The sequence below is a fragment of the Bilophila sp. 4_1_30 genome (assembly GCF_000224655.1).
Classification (GTDB): Bacteria; Desulfobacterota; Desulfovibrionia; order Desulfovibrionales; family Desulfovibrionaceae; genus Bilophila; species Bilophila wadsworthia.
Genome location: NZ_JH114231.1, coordinates 1,440,259 through 1,463,387 on the forward strand (window position 1 = coordinate 1,440,259; position 23,129 = coordinate 1,463,387).

Genomic DNA, 23,129 nt, shown 5'->3' on the forward strand with positions numbered 1-23,129 from the left:
CTCTCCCCTCCCCCCAAGCCCCCTCCTCTCTCCTTCCCAAGACTTTCCTATGCGGGCATCAGCCTGTTCCCCTATGCGGGAACGGGCCGACCGTACGCTTTTCGTTATCGTAAAAAGGCTGTCGGCTCAAATCGGCAATACCGGCTTTCGACGCAGGTCAGGCGTAGCTCATGGGGGTTGCCGTAAAACCGGGCCGCCTTCAAAGGCGTTCCGTTCATTGTTACCTGACGGTCTATTGTCTTTTCACAAAACCAGACCCCCGCGTCAAATCCTCCCCTGAACAGGAATTCGATAAGCGCAAAAGTCTTTGGGAAGAGAGAGGAAAGCGTGGGGTGCCCCTCTTTCTTCAGAAAACTTTTCCTTCCCTTCCCCAATGCCTTTCTTCCCTTCCTCTACTTCGCCAACGGCAACAATACGGTAAAAACAGCCCCCCCTCCGGGATTTCGCGCATAGCGGATCACGCCGCCGTGCGCTTCCACGATATCACGGGTGATCGCCAGACCAAGCCCGACCAGCCCTTCGCGCGTCCCGGCTGTCCGCCCGTGCGAGAACGGCTCGAACAGACGCGCCTCCAGATCAGGCGGAATCCCCGGCCCATCGTCTTCTACCCGAAGAACGGCATCGTCCTCTTCCTGCGTGATGACGATCCGCACCGTGGAGCCGACGGAACCGACACGCAGAGCGTTGGACACCAGATTCGACAGCACCCACGCAAACCGCTCAGTATCAATGGTCACGGGGATATCGGTTTCGGGCATACTCAGAAGCAGGCGCTCGCCGGACTCGCGGGCCACCAGCTGGAAGGGGATCAGCCACTCGCGCACGCGCTCGACAAGATCCACCGTATCGGGGACAAGCTGGAGCGCCGAAGGGCTCATGCGGGCGATTTCCATAAACTGCCGGGCCACGGTCCGCAGCCGGGCGGCATCCTGCCCCACCGTCTCAACGAGCATGGACATCTCCTCATCCAGCCCCGGACGCCGGGCCATGAGATCCGCCGCCAAACCAAGGGACTGCATGGGCGTCTTCAATTCGTGGGATATCCAGTCCATCATTTCCGAACGCAACCCGTCGCGCCGCCGCTTCTCGGTCACGTCGCTCAGGAGAAACACCTGCCCCGTCACCACGCCCTTGCCGCTGAGCAGGCTCCGCCGACGCCCGGCATAAATGCGCTCCTCACCGCCGACGCGCAGGGTGATCTCCTGCTTGCCCTGCATGTCGTCGCGGAGTCCGTCCCGCAGGGCCATGTAGTTGGGCGCGCTGGTGGACAAATCCCTCCACGGCTTGCCCTGCACATCATCTTTGGCCAAGCCAAGAAGCGAAAGCATACGGCGGCTGACCAGCATGACGTCCCCTGCGGCGCTCAGCACCAAGACCCCGTCCTCGACCGACTCGAGGATCACTTCAAGCTTCCGCTTTTCCACGACCAGCTTGTGCACGTTCAGCTCGTCCAGTTCCCCGAGGCGATCCCACAGGCGGGACAACTCATCGAACAACAGCCGCACTTCCAGCGTCTGCGGGTCCGGCAGATGGAGCTTCCGCCCAAGCTGCGGGCGATCGCGGAACAGTTCCGCCACCCGCCGCAACGGATGGGCCAGACGCTCCGCCACGCTGTCCGCAAGGAGAAAAGCCCAAAACGTGCCGAGCAGGAACGCCGCGCCCGTCACCGCCATCATGATGTCGCGGAACCGGGCGTTCTTGCTGAGCCGCAGGAACATGCCTCGCTCGTTGACCTGAACCAGGGCGTCGATGCGGGCGTGCAGGCCCCGGTAATTGGCGTCGTCCGGAGTCTGGCGGTACGCATCCCATGAGGCTTGAAGATCCGTAATGACCTTCCGCTCGGCCTCTTCGGTAATGTTGCCGGAAGCCTGTTCCAGCGTGTCGGCAAACCGTTTCTCCCAGCCGAGCGTATCGGTGTCGCGGTACAGCTCGGGGAACCGGATGCCGTTCATGGCCCGTACCATCTCCTGCGCGTAGGCGATGGAGTCGTAATTCATGCGGATGAGCTCCGAGGGAACCCTCCCCGCAATGGTGATGCCGGTCACCATCAAAACCCCGAGCGCCCCGAACAGCAGCACGAGACGCAGAAAGGAGCGGCGTATCCGCTTGTGCATGGTGGGAAGAACAATCATGACGCGCTCACTTGATATACTTCGGGGTGACGTTGGCGACGTGCACATCCACGCCCACGGCCTCATACAGGAAATCCAGCAGAAACGAGCCGCGCAGCCGCTCCCGCAAGGGCGACAGCCGCGACTTGCCGAAGATCGCGTGCCGCACGTTGCGCTCGCTGGCGAAATTCACCAGGGTTTCGGCGATATCCACGCCTTCAAGCTGCACCACTTCCGCGCCGAGCCTCGTCGCCAGCTGCAGGTTGTGCTGAAGCTGGCGCTGGATGCCCGCGTCTATGCGGGTCGGGCTTTCCTGCGGCCTGCGGACATATACCACGTAACACGGCGATCCGAGCTGGTTCGCCATACGCACGCCACGGCGGATAAGCGATTCGGCATCGGTGGGCCATGAGCTCAGGGCGACCATGACCGCCTCCACCGCATACCCGGCCAAGGCGGGCTTGAGGAGCTCCTGCGCCTCGATCTTCCGGACCTGATCCCCTGATGCCTCGCGCAGGCACAGCTCGCGGAGAAAGGACAGGTTCTCGTAGGTGAAGAAGCTCGACAGCGCCCGTTCGGCCTGTTGCGGCGCGTAAATCTTGCCTTGCCGGAGGCGCTCGCGGAGTTCCTCTTTGGTCACGTCCACGTTGACGACCTGATCGGCCCGCCGCAGCACGGTGTCCGGGATGCGTTCCCGCACGGCGATGCCGGTGGCCTCTTCGACGCGCGCAGCCACGGATTCCAGATGCTGCACGTTGATGGTCGAAATGACGTTGATGCCCTGCGCCAGCACTTCGAGCACATCCGAGTAGCGCTTGTCGTTCTTGGAACCGTCCGCGTTGGTGTGGGCCAGCTCGTCCACCAGCACGACCTGCGGTTTGCGGGCAAGGATGGCCTCGACGTCCATTTCATGGAAAACGGCGTCCCCCACGCGCCATTCGCGGGGGGGGACGGTTTCCAGATGCTCGGCGAGCGCCATCGTCTCGGGGCGGTCATGGGGTTCGAGGTACCCGATCACCACATCCACGTGCTGCTGTTTCAGGCGCAGCCCCTCCTGCAGCATGGCGTAGGTTTTCCCCACACCGGCCGCGTATCCCAGATAGACTTTAAGGGACCCCTGCCGTTTGCGTTCGATGAGTTCCGCGAAACCGTCCATGACCATCCTCCCGACACGGAAAGTACTTCTTTCCTCGCCCGGCTACCGGAGTTCGTCAAGAGCCAGATTGAGGCGCAGCACATTGACCTTCGGTTCGCCCCACACGCCCCATTCCGGGCCTTCCACATGGCCGCGCACGAGCTTTTCCACCGCTTCCGGAGACAGGCCGCGGGCTTCGGCCACGCGCCGGACCTGCATCAGGGCCGCATCCGGGGAAATATGAGGATCAAGGCCGCTTCCCGAAGCGGTCAGCATATCCACGGGCAACACGCCTTCGGGCCGCTCGGCGCGCAGCTCCTGTTCCGAGGCCCGGACGCGCTCGGCCAGAGCCTTGCTGGTGGGGCCATAGTTGGAACCGGAGGAGGAACCGGCATTGTACCCGGCTGCTGAGGGGCGGGGATGGAAATACTTCGCGCTGGAGAACGGCTGCCCGATGAGGGCGGAACCGACGATCGCGCCGTCCCGCAGGATCAGCGAACCCGCCGCTTCTTTAGGGAAGAAGGCGTCGGCCGCCCCGGTGACGAGCATCGGGTAAGCGGCGCACAAAAGGACGGCGAGGCACAGCGTGGACAGAACGGACTGACGAATGAGCTTGAACATGACGTATATCCTTATGAGAAAAAGAAACCTGAAGGGACGCACGCGGAGGAGACTTCCGGAGTTGGAGAGGAACGAACGCCCCTTCAGGTTATATGTACCGACGCGGCTAGACGAGGCCGACGGCGGAAATCACGATATCAATGAGCTTGATGCCGATGAACGGGGCGATGACGCCGCCGAGCCCGTAGACCAACAGGTTGCCGCGCAGGACCGAAGCCGTGGAACGGGGACGGTAGCGCACGCCCTTGAGCGCCAGCGGGATGAGCAGGATGATGATCAGGGCGTTGAAGATCACTGCGGACAGGATGGCACTCTGCGGCGTGGACAGGTGCATGACGTTCAGCACGCCGAGCTCCGGCAGGGCCGCCATGAACAGCGCAGGGATGATGGCGAAGTACTTGGCCACGTCGTTGGCGAGGCTGAACGTGGTGAGCGCGCCCCGGGTAATCAGAAGCTGCTTGCCGATCTCCACGATCTCGATGAGCTTGGTGGGGTCGGAATCGAGGTCGATCATATTCCCGGCCTCGCGGGCGGCCTGCGTGCCGGTGTTCATGACCAGCCCCACGTCGGACTTGGCCAGCGCCGGAGCGTCGTTGGTGCCGTCGCCGGACATGGCCACAAGACGGCCTTCCTTCTGGAGATCCAGAATGAGCTGCAGCTTGTCCTCGGGCTTGGCTTCGGCAAGGAAGTCGTCCACCCCCGCCTCCGCGGCGATGGCCTGCGCGGTGAGGCGGTTGTCGCCCGTGATCATCACGGTCTTGATGCCCATGGCCCTGATGCGGTCGAAACGATCGCGCATACCGGGCTTGACCACGTCCTTAAGCTGGATGACGCCGAGCACGCCCCGCGTGGAGGAGGCCACCACCAGCGGCGTACCGCCCTCACGGGCCACGGGATCGACGAGGGCCTTCAATTCCTCACGGCGTTCGGGAAGCCCGAGCGAGTGCACCCACCGCAGCACGGAATCGGTCGCACCCTTGCGGAGCTGTTCTCCGGCGGCATCCACGCCGCTCATGCGGGTTTCCGCCGTGAACGGCACGCTGACCACATCCTGCGGCACCCCATTCAGGGACACGCCGAGGGTGTTCCCCAATTCGACGATGGAACGGCCTTCCGGAGTTTCGTCGCCGGAGGAGGCAAGGCAGGCGGCCTGCATCATTTCATCAATATTCACGCCCGGCAGAGGCAGGAACGCCGAGGCCATGCGGTTGCCGAGCGTGATCGTCCCGGTCTTGTCGAGCAGCAGCACATCCACGTCCCCGGCGGCCTCCACCGCGCGGCCCGACAGGGCCAGCACATTGCGCTGGAGCAGGCGGTCCATCCCGGCGATGCCGATGGCCGCGAGCAGGCCGCTGATCGTGGTCGGGATGAGGCACACCAGCAGCGCCACCAGCACGACCATATCAATGTTGATGCCGTGGTAAAGGCCCAGCGGCTTCAGGGTGACGACCACCAGCATGAAGATGAGGGTCAGCCCGGCAAGCAGGATGTTCAAGGCGATTTCGTTGGGGGTCTTCTGCCGTTCCGCGCCTTCGACAAGCGCGATCATGCGGTCGAGGAAAGACTTGCCCGGCTCCTGCGTGACGTTCACGACGATGCGGTCGGAAAGCACCGTGGTCCCGCCGGTAACCGCGCTGCGGTCGCCGCCGGATTCACGGATGACCGGAGCCGACTCGCCGGTGATGGCGGATTCGTCCACGGCGGCCACACCTTCGACGACCGTGCCGTCGGCGGGGATCATGTCGCCCGCCTCTACGACCACACGGTCGCCGGGGGCCAACTCGGAAGCGGATACGGTTTCCACGGTTCCGTCCGAAAGCAGCCGGTGCGCGACGGTGTCCGTACGGGCGCTGCGGAGCGTGTCGGCCTGCGCCTTGCCCCGCCCCTCGGCCAGCGCCTCGGCGAAGTTGGCGAACAGCACGGTGAACCACAGCCACAGGGAAATCTGGCCGCTGAATCCGGCGTCGGCGCCGGTCACCACGCGGGAGAAGAACGAGGCCGTCGTAAACACGCAGCCGACGGCGACCACGAACATGACGGGATTGCGCACGAGCACGCGCGGATCGAGCTTGCGGAAGGCGTCCTTGGCGGCCTGAACGTACAGCGAAGGCGCGGTTTCCTGAGAATGGTGACGCATATGAAAAATCTCCTTGGCGGACCGGAGGGAGGAGGCGGGGCTCGCCCCATTCCCCGGCAGGGCTCCGCCCTGCACCCGCCGGGGGGAATGATTCCCCCCGGCCCCCCTCGGTACTATGCCTGTCTTATCCCAACAGGCTCGGATTGAATAAATCAGTTGATGTTCCCTTCGCCGCCCTTAAAACATCATTCCCCGCATCATCTGGAACTGTTCCACGATGGGTCCGAGGGACAGGGCGGGCAGATAGGTCAGCGCGCCCACGATGAAGATGATGCCGAGCAGCAAGAGGCCGAAGGTAGGCCCTTCCACGGGGAAGGAAGAATCCGAAATCGGACGCTTCTTGCGCGCGGCAAGGGAGCCCGCCACCACGAGCATGGACAGCATCACGCCGAAGCGCCCAATGAACATGGCGAGAGCCAGCAAAACGTTCCATACCGGCACGTTTGCGGAAAGCCCCGCAAAAGCGCTCCCGTTGTTCTGCGCGCCGGACGTGAAGGCATAAAGGATTTCGGAAAGGCCATGCGCTCCGGCATTATTCAGTGCGCCCGTCCCCCACGAGCTCACCGCCGCCACGGCGGAGAAGCACAGGATCGGTGTGGCGCAGGCCAGCAGGGCCACCATGCACCACGTAATCTCGCGGCCTTCGATACGCTTGCCGAGATAGTCGGGCGTGCGGCCCACCATCAGGCCGGCGATGAACACGGTCAGCAGGATGAACAGGATCATGCCGTACAGGCCGGACCCGACGCCGCCGTAGATGATCTCGCCGAGCAGCATGTTGAACAGCACCAGCATCCCGCCGAGCGGCGTCAGGCTGTCGTGCATGGCGTTGACCGCGCCGCAGGAGGCGTCCGTGGTCGCCGTTGCGAACAGCGAGGTGCCGAACACGCCGAAACGTACTTCCTTGCCTTCCATGTTGGGTACGGCCCCGCCCGCAATCTGCTGCAGGAGATGCGTACCGTGCAGCTCGCTGAAGTAGATCCACAGCACGCCGCCGATGAACAGGGTCAGCATGACGGCCCAGACCGTCCACGCGTGACGGCGGCTGCCCACGGCATCCCCGAGGAAGAACACCAGCGCGCTCGGGATGATCAGGATATAGAAAGACTGGAGGAAGCTGGCCAACGCCGTGGGGTTCTCAAAAGGATGCGCGGCGTTCACGTTGAAGAAGCCGCCGCCGTTGGTCCCGAGCAGCTTGATCGCAATCTGCGACGCAACGGGCCCGGTGGCGATGAACTGCTTCCCGCCCTCAAGCGTGGTCGCGGTAACGCCCGCGTCGAAATTCTGGACCATACCCTGCCAGAGCATGATCAGCGCCCCGATGATGCTCAAAGGCAGCAACACGTACAGTGTGATGCGCACGAGATCGGACCAGAAGTTGCCTATGGACGAGGATTCGTTGCGGGCGATGCCACGCACGACCGCGGCGCACACGGCGATGCCGACGGCTGCGGAAACGAAATTCTGATAGGTCAGGGCCACCATCTGCGAGAAATGGCTCATGGTGGTTTCGCCGCCGTAGGACTGCCAGTTCGTATTCGTCAGGAAGCTGACCGCCGTATTCAGGGCCAAATCCCACGAAAGGCCGGGGAAGCCTTGCGGATTCAGCGGCAGCTTATCCTGAAAAAGCAGCACCCCGAACGTGAGCAGGAACCCCGCAAGGGAAAATCCGATGAGGCTGACGGCGTACCGGCTCCACGTCTGGTTTTCGTCGGGATGAATGCCGGACAGCGAGTACACGCCCCGCTCCACCGGCCCCAGGACAGGATGCAGGAAGGTGCGGCGACCGGAAAAAACCTGATGGACATACCGACCCAACAGCGGGCTGAGCGCCGCTAAAAGACCGATGAACAGGACAAGCTGCAACAGATCTCGCAGGATCATATTATCCTCCTAAAACCGTTCCGGCTTGAACAGCGCGTACAACATGTACGCAAAAAGACCTGCCGCGCAGGCGAGGCCAACAAGGTCAAACAAATCCATGACAAGCTCCTTGAACGTAACGCGGACGTCGGTGTTTCCGACCCGCAGGATTTCAACAGCCATCTATCCAAGGGGCGTGCCAAAATGTATAGCCAATGATTTTACTATATTAGAAAAACAAGTACGAACAAGATCATTACATAATGCAATCCACCGTTGCAAAACGCATGAGAACCGGCCCGCCCTTTTCCTTCAGAAGAGAGAACGGAGGAAGCAAAAAACCCGTTTTTCAAAGCCCGGAAACATCCCATACAGGCAGATTATCCCCTCTAAAAAGGCGTCATCCGCCGGATGGATTGCAAAACGCAAGGCCTCCAATACGGACGACGCGAACAAACCATATCCATTTTCCCTTTATGAATATTTATAAATGCAAATGCCCAGCACCGGCTTCGCGCGCAACACCTTTCACGTGCATACGCCTTTCGCTCGGCATGAGGATGCCCGCACAAGCTCCGCCGCCGCGCCTCCCCCTTTGCAAGGCATAAAAAAAGACCGGACACATCCGGCCTTTTTCCTTTTCGATACCATTCCGCACCAAACGCGGCTATTCCTCTTCGGGAGCCTTCTCCTCGACGGCGATTTCGCCGAAACGGGCCTCGTATTCGCGAAGGCTCTGGATAAGGGTCAGCGTCAGGCGTTTGGCCGTACGGGGCGTCATGGCGATACGCTCCAGCATGTCGGCGGTGACGACACCCTTCACACCCGGCTCGGCGGAAAGATCGGTCAGGCTGACGCCAAAGGAAACCAGCACATCATCCTGCGAGTAACGAACCTGAAAGGCATTGGCGTAGGAGGTGCCCATTTTCTCGGTATGCACATTCAGGCGCACCTGTTGTTCTTCGGACATGACGGTTCTCCACGGTTGAAGGTGTCGGATCGCGTGCCGGATATTGCGGCGCGCTGCCTCTCAGATACCAGAAAAACCTGCCGGAGGAAATCGACAAAGCCCCTTCAAAAGCGGCTCCGCAACCAGCAAGGTGCATTTCTTCATTTATATTCCTTTACACAGGAGAACCCCTTGCCGAGGACGTTCAGCGTGTTCTCGATGATGACGAACGCCTGCTTGTCATGCCGGAAAATGAGCTCTTCCAGCAACCGGATCTGATAGTTTTGCACGACGGTCAACAGCACGGGCCTCTGCTCGCCGGTGAAACCGCCGGAACCGGATAGAAGCGTGGCCCCCCGGTGCAGATGCGTCAGGATGTCTTCACGGATTGCAGCGTGCTGCGTGGAAATGATCAACACCATTTTCCGCTGGTTGAAGATGGTCGAAACGTAGTCCATCACCTTGGAGTACACAAAAATCATGATCAGCGAATACAACATGCTGTCCGGATTATACATGGAAAAGGCCAGTACAAACAGCGTGATGTTGTACAGCAGGCTGAATTGCCCGACGCTGATGCCGTACCGCTTGTGCAGGGCGATGGAAATAATGGTCAGCCCGCCATCGCAGCCGATGGAATGCAGTACGATGCCGAGCCCGAGCCCGCAGATGCAGCCCGCAGCGATGCTCGCAAGGATCGGATCGGTGATGTTGATGGTCATGTCCAGATATTGCGTGGCCACGGAGACCACGGCCAACCCGTACAGGCTGTACAGGACGAAACGCCGCCCCACGAACAGCCAGCCCGCAATGAAGATAGGAATGTTGAGCAGCACATTCCACACGGCCGGGCTCAGGGTTTCCGTCATGTAATTGATCAGAAGCGCCGTCCCGAATACGCCGCCGGAAATGAGCATATGGGGAATGGCGATGGCTTTCACGCCGAGTGCGAACAGGCCGCATCCGAGGGTCAACAAAAAGAGATTCCAGGGAATGCCCCTCGCAAAGGTACGAACGGCAGCAGAGACCATACTTTCTCCGAAATAAAAGGTTGTGCCATCCCTAACCGGGCCCGGCAAAAGGTATCATTGTCTTTCCACTCAGGGATCATACTTGTATCATATATGCTGATAACACAAGGAGGCACCATGCGACCCCTCACTCCCGACGAAGAACAGGTCATCGCCCACGGCGCGACGGAACCGCCGTTCAGCGGGCGCTACTGGAACCATAAGGCCGACGGAACCTATGCCTGCCGGCGTTGCGGCGCAACGCTCTACCGCTCGGGCGACAAGTTCGACTCCGGATGCGGCTGGCCGTCCTTTGACGACGCCGTGCCCGGCTCCGTGCTCCGCCGCCCCGATCCGGACGGCCACCGGACGGAAATCGTCTGCGCCGCCTGCGGGGCCCATCTGGGGCATGTCTTCGAAGGCGAACGCTTCACCCCCAAAAACATGCGGCATTGCGTCAATTCCTTGTCGCTTGAGTTCATACCAGAAAAAACATCCGAATGCACGGAAGAGGCCATCTTCGCGGGCGGCTGTTTCTGGGGAGTGGAGGACGCTTTCCAGTCTGTCCCCGGTGTCTGTGACGCGGAGTCGGGCTATACGGGCGGTACGGTGCCGAACCCCACCTACGAACAGGTCTGCACGGGCAGGACCGGCCACGCCGAAGCGGTCCGCGTAACCTACGATCCGGCAAAGGTTTCTTTCGAGGAACTCGCCCGCCTGTTCTTTGAAATCCATGACCCTACCCAGATCAACAGACAGGGCCCGGATGTCGGCACACAATACCGTTCAGCGATTTTCTACAAAGATGAGCGGCAGAAAGCCATAGCCCTTTCCCTCATGGAAATGCTCAGGGAACGCGGCTATGCGGTGGCCACCGAACTGCTCCCGGCCTCCGCCTTTTACCCCGCCGAAGCGTACCATCAGGGTTTTACGGCCCGCACGGGCAGAGGCGGCTGCCATCTCCGCGTGTCCCGTTTCGGGGTATGAGCAGAAAAAAAGAAGGAGCCTTCCGGTCCCGCCCAAAAGACGGTCGGAAAGGCTCCACAACCATTTCATTTTGCCACTTCATGCAATAAAAAAAGCTGATCCAAAATTGAATCAGCTTTAAAAATCTGGTGGAGCTGGACAGAATTGAACTGACGACCTCTTGAATGCCATTCAAGCGCTCTCCCAACTGAGCTACAACCCCATGTGTGAAAAGCCTTCTATAGGAACCAGTTCCCAAAGTCAAGCCTCCCAGCACTCTTTTTCCTCAAAAATGCGCCGCACCCAAAAGATCAGGATGAGAAGCACACTCCTCCATCCGCAAGACTATCGAGAAAAAGAAAGGGTCCGTATTGCTACGGACCCTTCAAAATCTGGTGGAGCTGGACAGAATTGAACTGACGACCTCTTGAATGCCATTCAAGCGCTCTCCCAACTGAGCTACAACCCCATGCGTGAGGAAGCTTTTAGCGAACCCCGAAATGAAAGTCAACCGTTTTTTCATGCCCCCGCCAAAAACAGTCTCCAAGGCCATCTTTAAAAGGTACGCCTTCTTCCCCGCCATTTTTACGGAATGTTTTCCCTTCCCAAACAGCCCCTCTCCCCAAAAACTGAAAGGCACACACACGCTTTCTCTTTCAGTACCTTTCCGAACAAGGATCCGATAACGCCAAAAGTCTTGGCAGAGGAAGTGTTGGGGGCGTGGGGCAAGGGAGGGAGAACCGTGGGATGCTCTCCCCTTCCCCCACGTCAAAACTACCGTTCCTGCGCGGCGATCCAGCTCATGGCCTCGCGCAGATCCAGCGTGCCTTCGTAAATAGCCCGTCCGCTGATCGCGCCTTCAAGGTTCGCGGATACCGACAGCGGATACAACGCCTTCACGTCATCCAACGTGGCAACGCCGCCGGCGGCAATCACCGGCACCTTGCTCGTCCGGGCCAGATGCGTCAGGGCGGGCACGTTCACGCCGGTCTGCATACCGTCACGCTCGATGTCGGTATACACGAGGAACGCCGCGCCGTCTTCAGCCAGACGGGGAACCACATCATCCACCGTATACGGCGTATCCCCCACCCAGCCACGGGTCTTCAGGCGTCCGTTTTCCGCATCCAACGAAACGCCGATGCGACCGGGGCAGGCATGGCACAACGCCGCGAAACGGGCGGGATCTTCCAGAGCCAGCGTACCGATGATCAGACGGGCCACACCCGCATCAAGCCAGCGATGGGCAGTTTCCTCGTCACGGATACCGCCGCCAAGCTGTACCGGGATGGAAAGGGCTTCACAAATCCGGCGGACCAGATCCGTATTCGGCGACACGCCTTCAAACGCGCCGTCCAGATCCACAAGATGCAGGAACTTTGCGCCCTGCCCCTGCCATTGCAGCGCCGCCGCAACCGGATCGTCGGAAAAGACCGTGGAGTCGTCGGCACGCCCGCGCCTGAGGCGCACAGCCTGCCCCCCTTTGATATCCACTGCGGGAAAAAGGATCATAAACCGAACTCCTTGATCATCTTCTGCATCCCTTCCATCGCCAGCTCCTGCGCCGTGAGCCACTTGGCGCCGCGCTTGAGGAACGTATCAAAGTTCATCAGGTTATCGCTCAGGCCGACCTGCTTTTCCTTGAAATGGGAACGGGACACCAACGCGCCGCCGGGTTCGCGCACGTCGATCAGATAGAAGTCCATATTCACGGCGGCGGACGTCGTCACACCCGCGCTGCTCCCGGCCCGTTCACGCCAGTCGAGGATTTGCGGGACGATGAGCAGATCCACGCCCATGTCCTTCCCGATCTTGGCCCAATGGGCCAGCGCGCCATTGCGTTCGCGAGGATCCGCGCCCCCGGCCTTGGGAATGAACACGTACGAGCGGTGCGTCGTGGTCTTCAAAAGCTTCATGAGTTCTTCATTGAACGTGGCCATAGCCTGATCCGAGGCCAGCACGCGATCTTCAGGAATGAATCCCGCGAGCAAATCCGTCGTGCCCTTGGGCTGTTCCACGCCGACGACACCGACCTTCAAATCGGGGAGGTCCGGAGTGCTGGGCGTCGTCTTCTGACAGGCCGCAAGCAGAGATATGGATACGGCCAAAACCGCGAGACAGAAAAAACGGCGGGTCAGTCTGCTCATCAGTCGAGACTCCCTTTGGTGCTCCGCACCACGTTACCTGTGAGAGAAACGGCCTGAGCCAAGGCAAGCCCCAACCCCTTAGCCGCGGATTCCAGCAAATGATGCCCGTTCCGGCCATACAGGAACGCGACATGCACGTTCATGCGGGCGGCGGCGGCAAAACTCTTATAGAACTCACGCCAGACGTCACGCTCCTCACCCGCGAGCACAGGCGGCAGCAACTCGTCACCCCGCCACTCCAGCCACGGGCGCCCGGAAATATCAAGCGTCACCTCGGCCAGCGCCTCGTCCATCGGAACACGGGCAAACCCCACACGGGCAATGCCCTTCCGGTCGCCCACGGCCAGCGCGAACGCCTGGCCAAGGCAGAGGGCGATGTCTTCGGCGGAGTGATGCGCATCGATATGCGTATCGCCCTTGCAGGTCAGGGACAAATCAAACCCGGCCCAGAACGCCGTCAGGGTGAGCATGTGATCAAGCAGGCCAAAACCGGTGGCGACGGACGTCTTGCCGCTGCCTTCAAGGCACAAGGTCAAATCGATATCGGTTTCCGCCGTGGTTCTGGCGACGTGTCCGGTACGGATCATGCCCCACCTTCCTCGGCCGCCTTTTCCCGCTCCGCCTTCTTCTTACCCACAAGCGCGGCCACCCAGATGCTGACTTCATACAGCACAAGCATGGGGCCCGCCATCATAAGCTGCGAGAACACGTCCGGCGGCGTCAGGATGGCGGCGACGACAAAAATGGCCAAGATGGCGTATTTGCGCACGTCGCGCATCTTCTGCGCGGTAATGAGGCCCATACGCGCCAGGAAGAAGCTGAACAGCGGCATTTCGAAAATGAGCCCGAAGGCAAGCACCATCTTGAGCGCAAAGCTCAAGTATTCGTCGATCGACAGCATCGCCACGATATTGTCGGTCGAATAGCTCATGAAAAACTCGAAAGCGAACGGGAATACCCCGAAATAACAGAACACCCCGCCCAAAATGAAGAACAGCGCCGAAGACAGGGCCAACGGGATGATGTATTTCTTTTCCTCCTCGTACAGGCCCGGCGCGATGAACGCCCAGATCTGATAGAACAGGAACGGGCACGCCACGAACACGCCGGCCACGAACGCGACCTTCATGTCGACGAAGAAGCCTTCCGCAACCCCCGTATAGATGAACTTGGAGTCGGCGGGCATGACCTTCAACAGCGGCAGGGAAAGATAATAGAACAACTGCTGGGCGAAGCCGTAACAGGCGAAAAAGCCGATCAGGATGGCCAAGAAACCACGCACGAGGCGCTTGCGCAGCTCCCCGAGGTGCTCCAGCAGGGTCATGGGCCGTTCTTCTTCCGGCTCTTCTTCCTCCCCGGAAGGAGGGTCGACGGGGGCCGGAGGCTCACCGCCAGCGGCGGGCGCGGGCAATGCTTCCTCTTGCGGCCAAGCCGACGACGCGCCCTCGGGGATTTCGGGCAGCCCCGCCGAAGCGTCGGCATCGGCGGAGGCCGCCGCTTCCGGATTCCCGGCAATGGCTTCCTCAACCGGAGGAACCGGTTCGACGGCGGCTTCTTCGACCACGGGAGTGGATTCAACGGCGGCTTCGTCCGGCTCCTTCGAACCGGAGACGCCCGGAGCGTCTACCGCCCCGGGCTCGTCCTCGGACTCCACAATCGGGGAATCCAGCAAGATTTCCTGTTCCTCCGCCGCGCCAGAGGGCGCGACGGGGGTCTTGTCTTCGCGTTCTGTCATGCCTAACCCTTTACGGAAGCGTCGGTTTCCGTCGGGGCGGCTGCCGTCGCTGCGGCGGCCGGTTTGGCGGCGGGAGAAGCCGCTTCAGCGGGCTTCGTAGCCGCGGTGGCTTTCTGTTCGGTGCCGAACAGTTCCTTTTCCGCTTCCTGCTTGCGCTTTTCGTGCTCTTCGAGCTCGATTTCCGTATTCAGTGTCCGCTGGAATTCCGTAGAAACCTTGCGGAATTCGCCCATGGCCTTGCCGAGCGTCCGTGCGATCTGAGGAACGCTTTTAGGACCAAGGACAATCAGCGCTACGACGAGAATCACCAGCAGTTCTGTACCGCCAATACCAAACATGATAATGCCTCGCTATTCCCATTCAATGGTGCTCGGCGGCTTCGAGGAGACGTCGTACACCACACGGTTCACTCCCTTGACTTCGTTGATGATCCTTCTGGAAATCCGTTCCAGCAGATCATACGGCAGACGTGCCCAGTCGGCGGTCATGGCGTCCACGCTGTCCACGCAGCGCAGGGCGATGACATGCTCGTACGTGCGCCCGTCGCCCATGACGCCCACCGTCTTCAACGGGAGCAGCACGGCGAAGCCCTGCCAAATCTTACGATACCAGCCGGCATCACGCAGTTCCTGCTGCACGATGGTGTCGGCCTTGCGGAGGATATCCAACCGCTCACGGGTCACTTCGCCGATTACGCGGATGGCGAGGCCGGGACCGGGGAACGGCTGACGCCAGATGACGGATTCGGGCATACCGAGTTCCGCGCCCACCTGACGCACTTCATCCTTGAACAGTTCACGCAGCGGCTCGATGAGCTTCATGTTCATCTTTTCCGGCAAGCCGCCCACGTTGTGGTGGCTCTTGATGACCGCGCTCGGCCCCTTGTGGGACACGGACTCGATCACGTCGGGATAGAGGGTCCCCTGAGCCAGCCATTCCACGTTGCCGATGGCGCGCGCCTCTTCATCGAAGACGTCGATGAAGGTGTGGCCGATGATCTTGCGCTTCTTCTCAGGGTCTTCGACCCCGGCGAGCAGATCGAGGAAGCGATCCTGCGCGTTCACCAGCTTGAGGTTCAGATCGAAGTGCTCGCGCAGGTAGGTGACGACCTCGTCGCCTTCGCCGGAGCGGAGCACGCCGTTATCCACAAAGATGCAGTGCAGGTTCTTGCCGATGGCCTTGTGCAACAGCACGGCGACCACGGTGGAATCCACACCGCCGGAGAGCGCGCAGACCACATGCCCGTCGCCCACGGTTTCGCGCACTTCGTTGATCACACGCTCCACAAAGGAAGACATGGTCCAGTCCGGGGTGATCTTGGCGATCTTGAACAGGAAGTTGCGGAGCATGGTGTCGCCGTCCACGGAGTGGTGCACTTCGGGGTGGAACTGCACGGCGTAGATCTTGCGGGCCTCGTCGGCCATGGCCGCCACTTCGAGCGTGTCGGTGCTGCCGGTAACGAGGAACCCCGCCGGAGGCGTCTTCACGGTATCGCCGTGGGACATCCACACGCGGGAAAGCTTGGTCAGATCAATGCCGTCCCACAGGGCGCAGGAACGAACGAACCGCAAGTCGGCGGGGCCATACTCGCGGGTTTCGGACTGTTCCAACCCACCACCGAGGTTGAAGGCCAGAAGCTGCATACCGTAGCAGATGCCGAGGACCGGCACGCCGAGATCAAGGAATCCCTTGTCCAGCGCGGGAGCGTCCTTTTCACCCACGCTCGCGGGGCCACCCGACAGGATGATTGCGGAAGGCTGCATGGCTTTCACCTGCGCGGCGGTGACGACGCAGGGGTGGATTTCGGAATAGACACCGGCTTCACGCACCCGACGGGCGATGAGCTGGGTAACCTGAGAGCCGTAGTCTATGATGATAACTTTACTGGGCATCGTATGTCCTTTTGTTCGAGAGACAGCGTTGTCTCAGAGTCTGTCAGTGTCAATGAGAATCCCGGGGCGTCAGGGAAGGTGGCGGGGAGGGCCCTCCCCGCCGAAAGGGGACCTACGCGTTGTCCACGCGATAGTTGGGAGCTTCCTTGGTGATGATGACGTCGTGGACATGGCTTTCGCGCAGGCCCGCGGCGGAGATTTCCACCATCTGGGATTTTTCGAAGAGTTCCTGAATGGTCGCCGCGCCGCAGTAGCCCATACCGGAGCGGACGCCGCCCACAAGCTGGTAAATGGTCTCGCTGGCCACACCGCGGAAGGGCACGCGGCCCACGATGCCTTCGGGGACGAGCTTCTTGCTCTTCTGCTGGAAGTAACGGTCGGAGCTGCCTTCCTTCATGGCGTCGATGGAACCCATGCCGCGATAGATTTTGTAGGTACGGCCTTGATAGAGGATGGTTTCGCCCGGGCTTTCCTCGGTGCCCGCGAGCAGGCTGCCGACCATGACGGAATTCGCTCCGGCGGAGAGGGCCTTGACCACGTCGCCGGAGAATTTGATGCCGCCGTCGCCGATACAGCAACGGTCCATTTCACGGGCGGCGCGGGAACATTCCATGATGGCGGTGACCTGCGGAACGCCCACACCGGCCACGACGCGCGTGGTGCAGATGGATCCGGGCCCGATGCCCACCTTCACGGTGTCGGCGCCGGCCTTCAGCATGGCGCGGGCGCCTTCATAGGTCGCCACGTTGCCCGCGACGAGCTGGCAATCCGGGAACGCGCCCTTGATGGCGGACACGGCATCCAAAATGTTCTTGGAGTGGCCGTGCGCGGAGTCGAGCACGAGCACGTCAACGCCCGCGGCGATGAGGGCGGCGGCGCGCTTCTCGCCTTCCGGGCCCACGCCGATGGCTGCGCCGACGCGCAGGCGGCCCTTGCTGTCCTTACAGGCGTTGGGGTACTTCTGGACCTTGTCGATGTCCTTCATGGTAAGAAGCCCGGCAAGCTCGCCCTTTTCGTCAACCACGAGCAACTTTTCGATGCGGTGGGTGTGCAGGTGGTGCTTGGCTTCCTCAAGCGTGGTTCCGGTGGGAACGGTGATCAGGTTTTCGCTGGTCATCACGTCCCGGACCTTGGTCCCGGCGAGATCTTCAACAAAACGGACGTCGCGGTTGGTCAGGATGCCGACCAGCTTCTTTTCCCGGACCACGGGCAGGCCGGACACGCGGTACGCGTGCATGAGATCCAGCGCGTGCTCGACGGTGTCGTCGGGCTCGACGGTGATGGGATCGATGATCATGCCGCTCTCGGATTTCTTGACCTTTTCGATCTCCAGCTTCTGACGCTCGATGCTCATATTCTTGTGCACGATGCCGATGCCGCCGGCGCGGGCCATCGAAATGGCCATCGCGGACTCGGTCACGGTATCCATCGCGGCGGAAACCAGCGGAATATTCAGAGAGATGGACGGAGTCAGCCAAGCGGTCACGTCCACCACATCCGGCGTGACTTCAGAATAGGCGGGCACCAACAACACATCATCGAAGGTCAGGCCTTTGCTCAAAATTTTGGACATCGTGCCCTCCTGAGGACAAAGACGCTCCGGGAGGTCGCGCACACCGGAGGCCGTAAATGTGAGATATAAAAATGGAATGGATAAATGTACTCTGGCGGGGCGTTATTGTCAATCTGAGCCCCGGACGGAAACGGCCTCTCCATGTTTTTGCAACCATGCGGCGTTCCAGCGTATCCTCACCGTTTCCACAGCGTTCCCGCCCGGCGAATAGAAGCCTTGTCACTTCGTTTCAGCCCGTGTAACATACGTTGCGATCCCTTCAAACAGACGCATCAGCGTCAATATTAAGGAGCACGTATGGCCTACAACCGCATCCTCTTGCCCGTCGATGGTTCCGAACACTCCATGCACGCCGTGGCCCACGCCGTCAGCCTCGTCCGCGAAGGCGGCGAGATCGTCGTCGCCACGGTCCTCCCCCCCATTCCCAACGTCATCGGCGGCGATGCGCGCAAGGAAGCCGAAGAGGCCGTCAAGACCGACGCCAGCCTCATCACCCAGCCCGTCATGGACGTCATCGCCAAGGACAACATCGCCTGCCGCGAAAAGATTGTTCTCCATACCTCTACCGCCGAAGGCATCATCGAAACCGCCGAAGACATGAAGTGCGACCTGATCGTCATGGGTTCCCGCGGCCGCAGCGACATCGAAGGCCTTCTCCTCGGCAGCGTCACCCACAAGGTGCTTACCCTCGCCACCGTCCCCGTGCTCGTCGTACGGTAAAAAGCTTCCGGTACGCCACCGGACAAACAGGCTGGGGATGAGAGCCCTTCTCGAGAAGGGCTCTCATCCCCAGCCAGACAGCCCCCTTCCTCTCCCGAGATCCCCGGCCGCGGGAAAGCCGCGCGGAAGAAGCTTCTCCGTCGGCGTCCTATGCAGGGCAGGAAGGCCTGCCGCATCTCCTCGCCCACAAGCAGATTCGGAGTAGGGTCCGGGGCTGGAGATTCCAAGAGAGGCCCTTCTCCCCACCCGCCTATGCTCTACATCTCTCTCCTGCTCGCGCTGCTGGCCGTTGCGTGCCTGATCTTCGTCCCGAACACGGTGATCCTTCTGATCTTCGTGGCCATCGTGCACGGGTTCGCCATCTACAGCGCCTGCCATGCCCTGCTGCACAAGCGGGACTCGCGGGCGGCCCTCGGCTGGATCGCCATCATCCTGTTCATGCCCCCGGTCGGGCTGCCGCTGTACTGGCTGTTCGGAATCGCCCGGATCGACAGCCAAGCCGTCCGGCTTATGGAAAAAGCCGCCCAGAAAGTCATGGGCGGCCTTGTGGACCTGCACGGCAAATCACTGACGGAAAAACCGGAAGGGTTCATCGACAAGGACGAAGTCCCGCACGCATGGCACTACCTCGTCAATCCGGGTTCCAGCATCACCGGCCGCTGTATGCTCGAAGGCAACGACCTCACCGTGCTGCACAACGGCGAAGCCGCCTATCCGGTCATGCTCAAGGCCATCAGTGAGGCCAGGGAACGGGTCTTCCTGTCGAGTTTCATTTTCGGTTACGACGAAGTGGGCAAGAGCTTCGCCGCCGCCCTGCGCGCCGCTGCCGAACGCGGATGCGACGTGCGCCTGCTCATGGACGGCGTGGGCTCCTTCCACCTGTGGCCGAGCTGGCGCAAACGCCTCGGCCCGGACGTCAAGCTCGCCTACTTCCTGCCGCCGCGCCTCATCCCGCCCCAGTTTTCCATCAACCTGCGGACGCACCGCAAAGTCCTGATCTGCGACGGCGAAACAGGCTTCACCGGCGGCATGAACATTTCCCAGAACCACCTCGCCAACCTGAAGCGCCGCTCACGGGTGCAGGACGTGCACTTCCGCTGCCTCGGCCCCATCGCGCAGCAGCTTGAAATCGCCTTCCTCATGGACTGGAGCTTCGCCACCGGGGACCACGCGAACTTCACCGTGCATCCCGTGAAGAAACAAGGGAGCTCATTGTGCCGCATCCTCATGGACGGCCCCGGCACGCCCGAGGACACCATCCTCGATCTCGTCTGCGCCCAGATTTCGGCGGCGCGGCATTCCGTGCGGATCATGAGCCCGTACTTCCTGCCGCCGCACCGTCTGCACGGCGAGCTGGTAAGCGCGGTCCTGCGCGGCGTGGACGTGAGCGTCATCCTGCCCGGCGAGAACAACCACCGCCTTGTGGACTGGGCCATGCGCCACCAGATGCCCATGCTGGCGGACAGGGGCGTGAAGATTTACCGCCAGCCCCCGCCCTTCGCCCACACCAAGCTCCTGCTCATCGACGGCGAATACACCCTGCTCGGCTCCGCCAACCTCGACCCCCGCAGCCTCAACCTCAACTTCGAGCTGGTCATGGAAGTGCTGGATCTCCGGCTGGCGGAACAGCTCAGCGCCTTTTATGACGAGGTACGAAGCCGTTCCGTTTCCGTCCCGACGACCTACCCGGCGCTTCCCTACCGCCTGCGGAACGCCGCGAGCTGGATCTTTTCGCCGTATCTGTAGTCCCTTCCAGCTCCAGATTCACCTCAAGCCGTCCGATATGCACGTCGGTCAGCCGCACGGTGACGGCCTGCCCCAGACGGAAGCGCCGCCCCGTACCCACGCCGATGAGTTCCTGACGGTCCGGATCGTACTCGAACCAGTCGTCGCGGAACGTCGTGAGCCGCACCATGCCCTCGACGGGCATCTCGTCGAACTCCACGAAAAAGCCGAACTCCGTCACCCCGGAAACGACACCGGTGAACGTCTCGCCGGTGCGCTCCCGCAGCAGGAGGCACCCGAGACGGCGGGCGATTTCCCGTTCGGCCTCGGTCGCGGCGCGTTCACGGGCGTTGCACTGGTCCGCCGCCATAAGCAGCTTGTGCCCGGCGAGGATCGGCCCCGGCGTCGCGCCGAGCGTAAAGGACAGCGCCCGGTGCACCAGCAGGTCGGCATAGCGCCGGATGGGCGACGTGAAGTGGCAATAGCAGGGGGAAGCCAGCCCGAAATGCTCGCCCGCCTCCGGAGAGTACCGGGCCTGCATCATGGAACGCAGCACGAGCCGCCCCACAAGGTACTCCTGCGGCGTGCCGTTGGCCTGTACCAGAATGTCCCGGAGACGCGACGGCGAAGGCGTTTCGCCCCGCTTGAGGGTCAGGAGCTCGCTCTGGGCGAGATCCGTGGACGCCAGCGTGCGGAACAGCGAGGACAGCCGATCCGGATCGGGCGCGGGATGGATACGGTACGGGAACGGCGTGCCCTTCTCCGTGAGGAAGCGGGCCACGGCCTCGTTCGCCGCCAGCATGAATTCTTCGATCAGCCGGTGCGCGAACAGCCGGACGCGCCGCTTGATGTCCTCCACTTCGCCGGTGGAGCGGTTCACGATGAACTGCGCCTCGGGCAAATCGAAATCAAGGCTCCCACGCGCCTGACGCCGTTCAAGCAGAAGATGCGCCAGCGCTTCGGCGTCCTTTAAATACGGATGCCGCCCCGCCAGTTCGCCGCCGTGGTCCAACGCCTCCTGCACGCCTTCGTAGGTGAGCCGTCCCCGCGACCGGATCACGCCCGGGAAAAACGCCGACGTGCGCGGGATGCCCCGATCGTCGAACCCTACCCGCGCCGCCATGACCAGCCGATCCTCGTCGGGACGCAGGCTGCACAGGCCGTTGGACAGAACCTCAGGCAGCATGGGCTCCACGGAGGTCGGGAAATAGTAGGAGTTGCCGCGATCACGGGCTTCCCGGTCCAGCCGCGAACCCGGCAGCACGAAATGGCTCACGTCCGCGATGGCGACCCACAGTTCCCATACCGCGCCGTCGGGCGCGCCGGGAAGCCGCCGGACATACACCGCGTCGTCAAAATCGCGGGCGTCCTCGCCGTCGATGGTCACGAACGGCACGCCGCGCAGATCCTGCCGTTTCGACGTGGATGCCTTTGAAACCCGGTCGATGGGCAGCGCGTCCTCCACGCCGTCGAGCGGTTTCAGCCCTCCCAAATCCGCCGCGCCCTCCGCCGCGCGCTTTTCCAGTTCGGCGGCCTCGGCCAGCACGTTGGGCGGGAAGTCCAGAGGGATTTCGTGGTTCAGCTTGGTCAGACGCTCCTGTACCATCGCGTCTTCCTCAAGCCCGAGCGAGACGCGGGCCGTGCCCCGCCAAAGGCCGTCTTCAACCTTCTCTTCCGGCGTCACCAGCAGCAGTTCCCCGATTTTCGGCGCGGCCTTTAACGCGGAAACGTCTACATCAAGCAGGAAGTCGAGCCGGGGATCAGCCGGGCGGCACAGGACGCCGCGCGGCGTCTGGTTCCGGGTGACGTGGACGGCCAACTCCTTCTGGCGGCGTTCGAGCACGCGGATGATCCGTCCTTCCGGGTTCCGCATCTTGCCGCCCCGGTGCTGCGGAGCCGGTTGCAGGGCCACTTCCACGCGGTCGCCGTGCCACGCGTCGCCAAGAAAGCCGGGATGGATAAAAATATCGGGCTGCAACCGGGATTCCACACGGTTGCGCTTGCCGCCGTCAACGGGCTTCGGGGTGTCCTCGGCTGACTCCTGCACCACGTCCGGGGTCACGAACCCAGCCCCGGAGCGCTGGATGGACAGCACGCCGGTTACGATCCGGGCCTGCGACGCTTCCACCCATTTGCCGCCGCGAAGCCGGATGACCCGGCCTTTGGCCTGCAGGGCATCAAGCAGGCTCTCAAGCGGTTTCTTGTCCCGCCGGGACAAATCAAGGAAACGGATCAGATCGTCGAGGCGCACGGGATGACGGATTTTACCCATCAGCCCCAGCACCTCCTCAACGTCCAACCCGCCGGGGACGCTCACAAACGTCTGTTCGTCGTCCGTGCGGCGAGCGTTCTTTTTACCGGGCCGGGCCGGGCCGGAAGCGCCCTTGCGGACGGTATCGCCAAAATACCCGCGCTGGCGGGGATGCTTTTTCATAGGAAAACCTTTTTGGATGTGGGAAGAAAGGGGAAGAGGAATCGGAGAGGGGGATGAAGCCCCCTTCTGGAGAAGGGGTTCTTCCTCCCCTACCCGCCCCACCCCTCCACT

The 23,129-nt window shown here is 61.7% G+C and carries 19 protein-coding genes and 2 tRNA genes; 3 read left to right on the forward strand and 18 right to left on the reverse strand.

The features are described 5' to 3' along the window. Window positions 1–392: 392 nt before the first annotated feature. The 8 genes from HMPREF0178_RS06420 to HMPREF0178_RS06450 all read right to left on the reverse strand — a co-directional run bounded on the left by HMPREF0178_RS06420 (window position 393) and on the right by HMPREF0178_RS06450 (window position 9,793). Complete coding sequence (locus tag HMPREF0178_RS06420) at window positions 393–2,132, reverse strand: PAS domain-containing sensor histidine kinase (RefSeq protein ID WP_009380018.1); 1,740 nt, start codon at window positions 2,130–2,132, stop codon at window positions 393–395. 7 nt (window positions 2,133–2,139) lie between these two features. Beyond that, complete coding sequence (locus tag HMPREF0178_RS06425) at window positions 2,140–3,267, reverse strand: universal stress protein (protein WP_005030358.1); 1,128 nt, start codon at window positions 3,265–3,267, stop codon at window positions 2,140–2,142. A gap of 42 nt (window positions 3,268–3,309) precedes the next feature. Next, window positions 3,310–3,867, reverse strand: a complete 558-nt coding sequence (gene kdpC / locus HMPREF0178_RS06430; protein ID WP_009380019.1) for a potassium-transporting ATPase subunit KdpC — start codon at window positions 3,865–3,867, stop codon at window positions 3,310–3,312. Between the two features lie 106 nt (window positions 3,868–3,973). Continuing rightward, complete coding sequence (gene kdpB / locus HMPREF0178_RS06435) at window positions 3,974–6,004, reverse strand: potassium-transporting ATPase subunit KdpB (protein WP_009380020.1); 2,031 nt, start codon at window positions 6,002–6,004, stop codon at window positions 3,974–3,976. A gap of 177 nt (window positions 6,005–6,181) precedes the next feature. Next, window positions 6,182–7,888 (reverse strand): potassium-transporting ATPase subunit KdpA, encoded by a 1,707-nt coding sequence (kdpA, locus tag HMPREF0178_RS06440; RefSeq protein WP_009380022.1) that lies wholly within the window; start codon window positions 7,886–7,888, stop codon window positions 6,182–6,184. A 9-nt stretch (window positions 7,889–7,897) separates the two neighbouring features. Then, complete coding sequence (gene kdpF, locus HMPREF0178_RS21470; protein WP_148399697.1) at window positions 7,898–7,987, reverse strand: K(+)-transporting ATPase subunit F; 90 nt, start codon at window positions 7,985–7,987, stop codon at window positions 7,898–7,900. A 547-nt stretch (window positions 7,988–8,534) separates the two neighbouring features. Then, window positions 8,535–8,837, reverse strand: coding sequence for a DUF3467 domain-containing protein (locus HMPREF0178_RS06445; RefSeq protein WP_005030371.1), 303 nt, complete (start codon window positions 8,835–8,837; stop codon window positions 8,535–8,537). A 140-nt stretch (window positions 8,838–8,977) separates the two neighbouring features. Then, entirely contained in the window at window positions 8,978–9,793 is an 816-nt protein-coding gene (locus HMPREF0178_RS06450; RefSeq protein ID WP_232281213.1) for a YitT family protein, read from the reverse strand. Window positions 9,794–9,964: 171 nt separating this feature from the next. Here HMPREF0178_RS06450 and HMPREF0178_RS06455 point away from each other — a divergent pair, with 171 nt between their 5' ends. Beyond that, window positions 9,965–10,813 (forward strand): bifunctional methionine sulfoxide reductase B/A protein, encoded by an 849-nt coding sequence (locus HMPREF0178_RS06455; protein ID WP_009380027.1) that lies wholly within the window; start codon window positions 9,965–9,967, stop codon window positions 10,811–10,813. Window positions 10,814–10,939: 126 nt separating this feature from the next. On the opposite strand, the gene HMPREF0178_RS06460 is transcribed toward HMPREF0178_RS06455, so the two are convergent. From HMPREF0178_RS06460 to guaB, 9 genes are all read right to left on the reverse strand, one after another. Continuing rightward, a tRNA-Ala gene (locus tag HMPREF0178_RS06460) sits at window positions 10,940–11,015 on the reverse strand. Window positions 11,016–11,185: 170 nt separating this feature from the next. Further along, a tRNA-Ala gene (locus HMPREF0178_RS06465) sits at window positions 11,186–11,261 on the reverse strand. A 305-nt stretch (window positions 11,262–11,566) separates the two neighbouring features. Further along, a complete protein-coding gene (hisA, locus tag HMPREF0178_RS06470) occupies window positions 11,567–12,304 on the reverse strand; it encodes a 1-(5-phosphoribosyl)-5-[(5-phosphoribosylamino)methylideneamino]imidazole-4-carboxamide isomerase (protein ID WP_009380029.1) in 738 nt (245 codons plus the stop codon). Then, window positions 12,301–12,939, reverse strand: a complete 639-nt coding sequence (locus HMPREF0178_RS06475) for a hypothetical protein (protein ID WP_009380030.1) — start codon at window positions 12,937–12,939, stop codon at window positions 12,301–12,303. The genes hisA and HMPREF0178_RS06475 overlap by 4 nt, the downstream gene beginning before the upstream one ends. Beyond that, complete coding sequence (locus HMPREF0178_RS06480) at window positions 12,939–13,526, reverse strand: imidazoleglycerol-phosphate dehydratase (protein ID WP_009380031.1); 588 nt, start codon at window positions 13,524–13,526, stop codon at window positions 12,939–12,941. Before HMPREF0178_RS06480 ends, HMPREF0178_RS06475 begins: the two co-directional genes overlap by 1 nt. Then, a complete protein-coding gene (tatC, locus tag HMPREF0178_RS21955) occupies window positions 13,523–14,674 on the reverse strand; it encodes a twin-arginine translocase subunit TatC (RefSeq protein ID WP_009380032.1) in 1,152 nt (383 codons plus the stop codon). Before tatC ends, HMPREF0178_RS06480 begins: the two co-directional genes overlap by 4 nt. 2 nt (window positions 14,675–14,676) lie before the next feature. Then, on the reverse strand, window positions 14,677–15,012 hold the full coding sequence (gene tatB / locus HMPREF0178_RS06490) for a Sec-independent protein translocase protein TatB (protein ID WP_005030391.1): 336 nt from the start codon (window positions 15,010–15,012) through the stop codon (window positions 14,677–14,679). Window positions 15,013–15,024: 12 nt separating this feature from the next. Then, a complete protein-coding gene (gene guaA / locus HMPREF0178_RS06495) occupies window positions 15,025–16,566 on the reverse strand; it encodes a glutamine-hydrolyzing GMP synthase (protein ID WP_005030393.1) in 1,542 nt (513 codons plus the stop codon). A gap of 112 nt (window positions 16,567–16,678) precedes the next feature. Then, window positions 16,679–18,139 (reverse strand): IMP dehydrogenase, encoded by a 1,461-nt coding sequence (gene guaB, locus HMPREF0178_RS06500; protein ID WP_009380035.1) that lies wholly within the window; start codon window positions 18,137–18,139, stop codon window positions 16,679–16,681. Between the two features lie 297 nt (window positions 18,140–18,436). On the opposite strand from guaB, the gene HMPREF0178_RS06505 reads away from it, so the two are divergent. Continuing rightward, a complete protein-coding gene (locus HMPREF0178_RS06505; protein ID WP_005030397.1) occupies window positions 18,437–18,859 on the forward strand; it encodes a universal stress protein in 423 nt (140 codons plus the stop codon). A gap of 252 nt (window positions 18,860–19,111) precedes the next feature. Further along, entirely contained in the window at window positions 19,112–20,605 is a 1,494-nt protein-coding gene (locus tag HMPREF0178_RS06510) for a phospholipase D-like domain-containing protein (protein WP_009380037.1), read from the forward strand. Here HMPREF0178_RS06510 and HMPREF0178_RS20910 read toward each other — a convergent pair. After that, window positions 20,490–23,018, reverse strand: a complete 2,529-nt coding sequence (locus tag HMPREF0178_RS20910) for a ribonuclease R family protein (protein ID WP_009380038.1) — start codon at window positions 23,016–23,018, stop codon at window positions 20,490–20,492. The genes HMPREF0178_RS06510 and HMPREF0178_RS20910 overlap by 116 nt on opposite strands. Between the last annotated feature and the right edge of the window lie 111 nt (window positions 23,019–23,129).

What these genes read in the sequence shown, in the direction of transcription:
- HMPREF0178_RS20910 (WP_009380038.1), bottom strand. Translation starts at nt 23,018, where the DNA reads ATGAAAAAGCATCCCCGCCAGCGCGGGTATTTTGGCGATACCGTCCGC.
- HMPREF0178_RS06505 (WP_005030397.1), top strand. Translation starts at nt 18,437, where the DNA reads ATGGCCTACAACCGCATCCTCTTGCCCGTCGATGGTTCCGAACACTCC.
- guaB (WP_009380035.1), bottom strand. Translation starts at nt 18,139, where the DNA reads ATGTCCAAAATTTTGAGCAAAGGCCTGACCTTCGATGATGTGTTGTTG.
- kdpB (WP_009380020.1), bottom strand. Translation starts at nt 6,004, where the DNA reads ATGCGTCACCATTCTCAGGAAACCGCGCCTTCGCTGTACGTTCAGGCC.
- HMPREF0178_RS06425 (WP_005030358.1), bottom strand. Translation starts at nt 3,267, where the DNA reads ATGGACGGTTTCGCGGAACTCATCGAACGCAAACGGCAGGGGTCCCTT.
- kdpA (WP_009380022.1), bottom strand. Translation starts at nt 7,888, where the DNA reads ATGATCCTGCGAGATCTGTTGCAGCTTGTCCTGTTCATCGGTCTTTTA.
- tatB (WP_005030391.1), bottom strand. Translation starts at nt 15,012, where the DNA reads ATGTTTGGTATTGGCGGTACAGAACTGCTGGTGATTCTCGTCGTAGCG.
- HMPREF0178_RS06480 (WP_009380031.1), bottom strand. Translation starts at nt 13,526, where the DNA reads ATGATCCGTACCGGACACGTCGCCAGAACCACGGCGGAAACCGATATC.
- HMPREF0178_RS06475 (WP_009380030.1), bottom strand. Translation starts at nt 12,939, where the DNA reads ATGAGCAGACTGACCCGCCGTTTTTTCTGTCTCGCGGTTTTGGCCGTA.
- hisA (WP_009380029.1), bottom strand. Translation starts at nt 12,304, where the DNA reads ATGATCCTTTTTCCCGCAGTGGATATCAAAGGGGGGCAGGCTGTGCGC.
- HMPREF0178_RS06455 (WP_009380027.1), top strand. Translation starts at nt 9,965, where the DNA reads ATGCGACCCCTCACTCCCGACGAAGAACAGGTCATCGCCCACGGCGCG.
- tatC (WP_009380032.1), bottom strand. Translation starts at nt 14,674, where the DNA reads ATGACAGAACGCGAAGACAAGACCCCCGTCGCGCCCTCTGGCGCGGCG.
- HMPREF0178_RS06510 (WP_009380037.1), top strand. Translation starts at nt 19,112, where the DNA reads ATGCTCTACATCTCTCTCCTGCTCGCGCTGCTGGCCGTTGCGTGCCTG.
- kdpF (WP_148399697.1), bottom strand. Translation starts at nt 7,987, where the DNA reads ATGGATTTGTTTGACCTTGTTGGCCTCGCCTGCGCGGCAGGTCTTTTT.
- guaA (WP_005030393.1), bottom strand. Translation starts at nt 16,566, where the DNA reads ATGCCCAGTAAAGTTATCATCATAGACTACGGCTCTCAGGTTACCCAG.
- HMPREF0178_RS06445 (WP_005030371.1), bottom strand. Translation starts at nt 8,837, where the DNA reads ATGTCCGAAGAACAACAGGTGCGCCTGAATGTGCATACCGAGAAAATG.
- kdpC (WP_009380019.1), bottom strand. Translation starts at nt 3,867, where the DNA reads ATGTTCAAGCTCATTCGTCAGTCCGTTCTGTCCACGCTGTGCCTCGCC.
- HMPREF0178_RS06420 (WP_009380018.1), bottom strand. Translation starts at nt 2,132, where the DNA reads ATGATTGTTCTTCCCACCATGCACAAGCGGATACGCCGCTCCTTTCTG.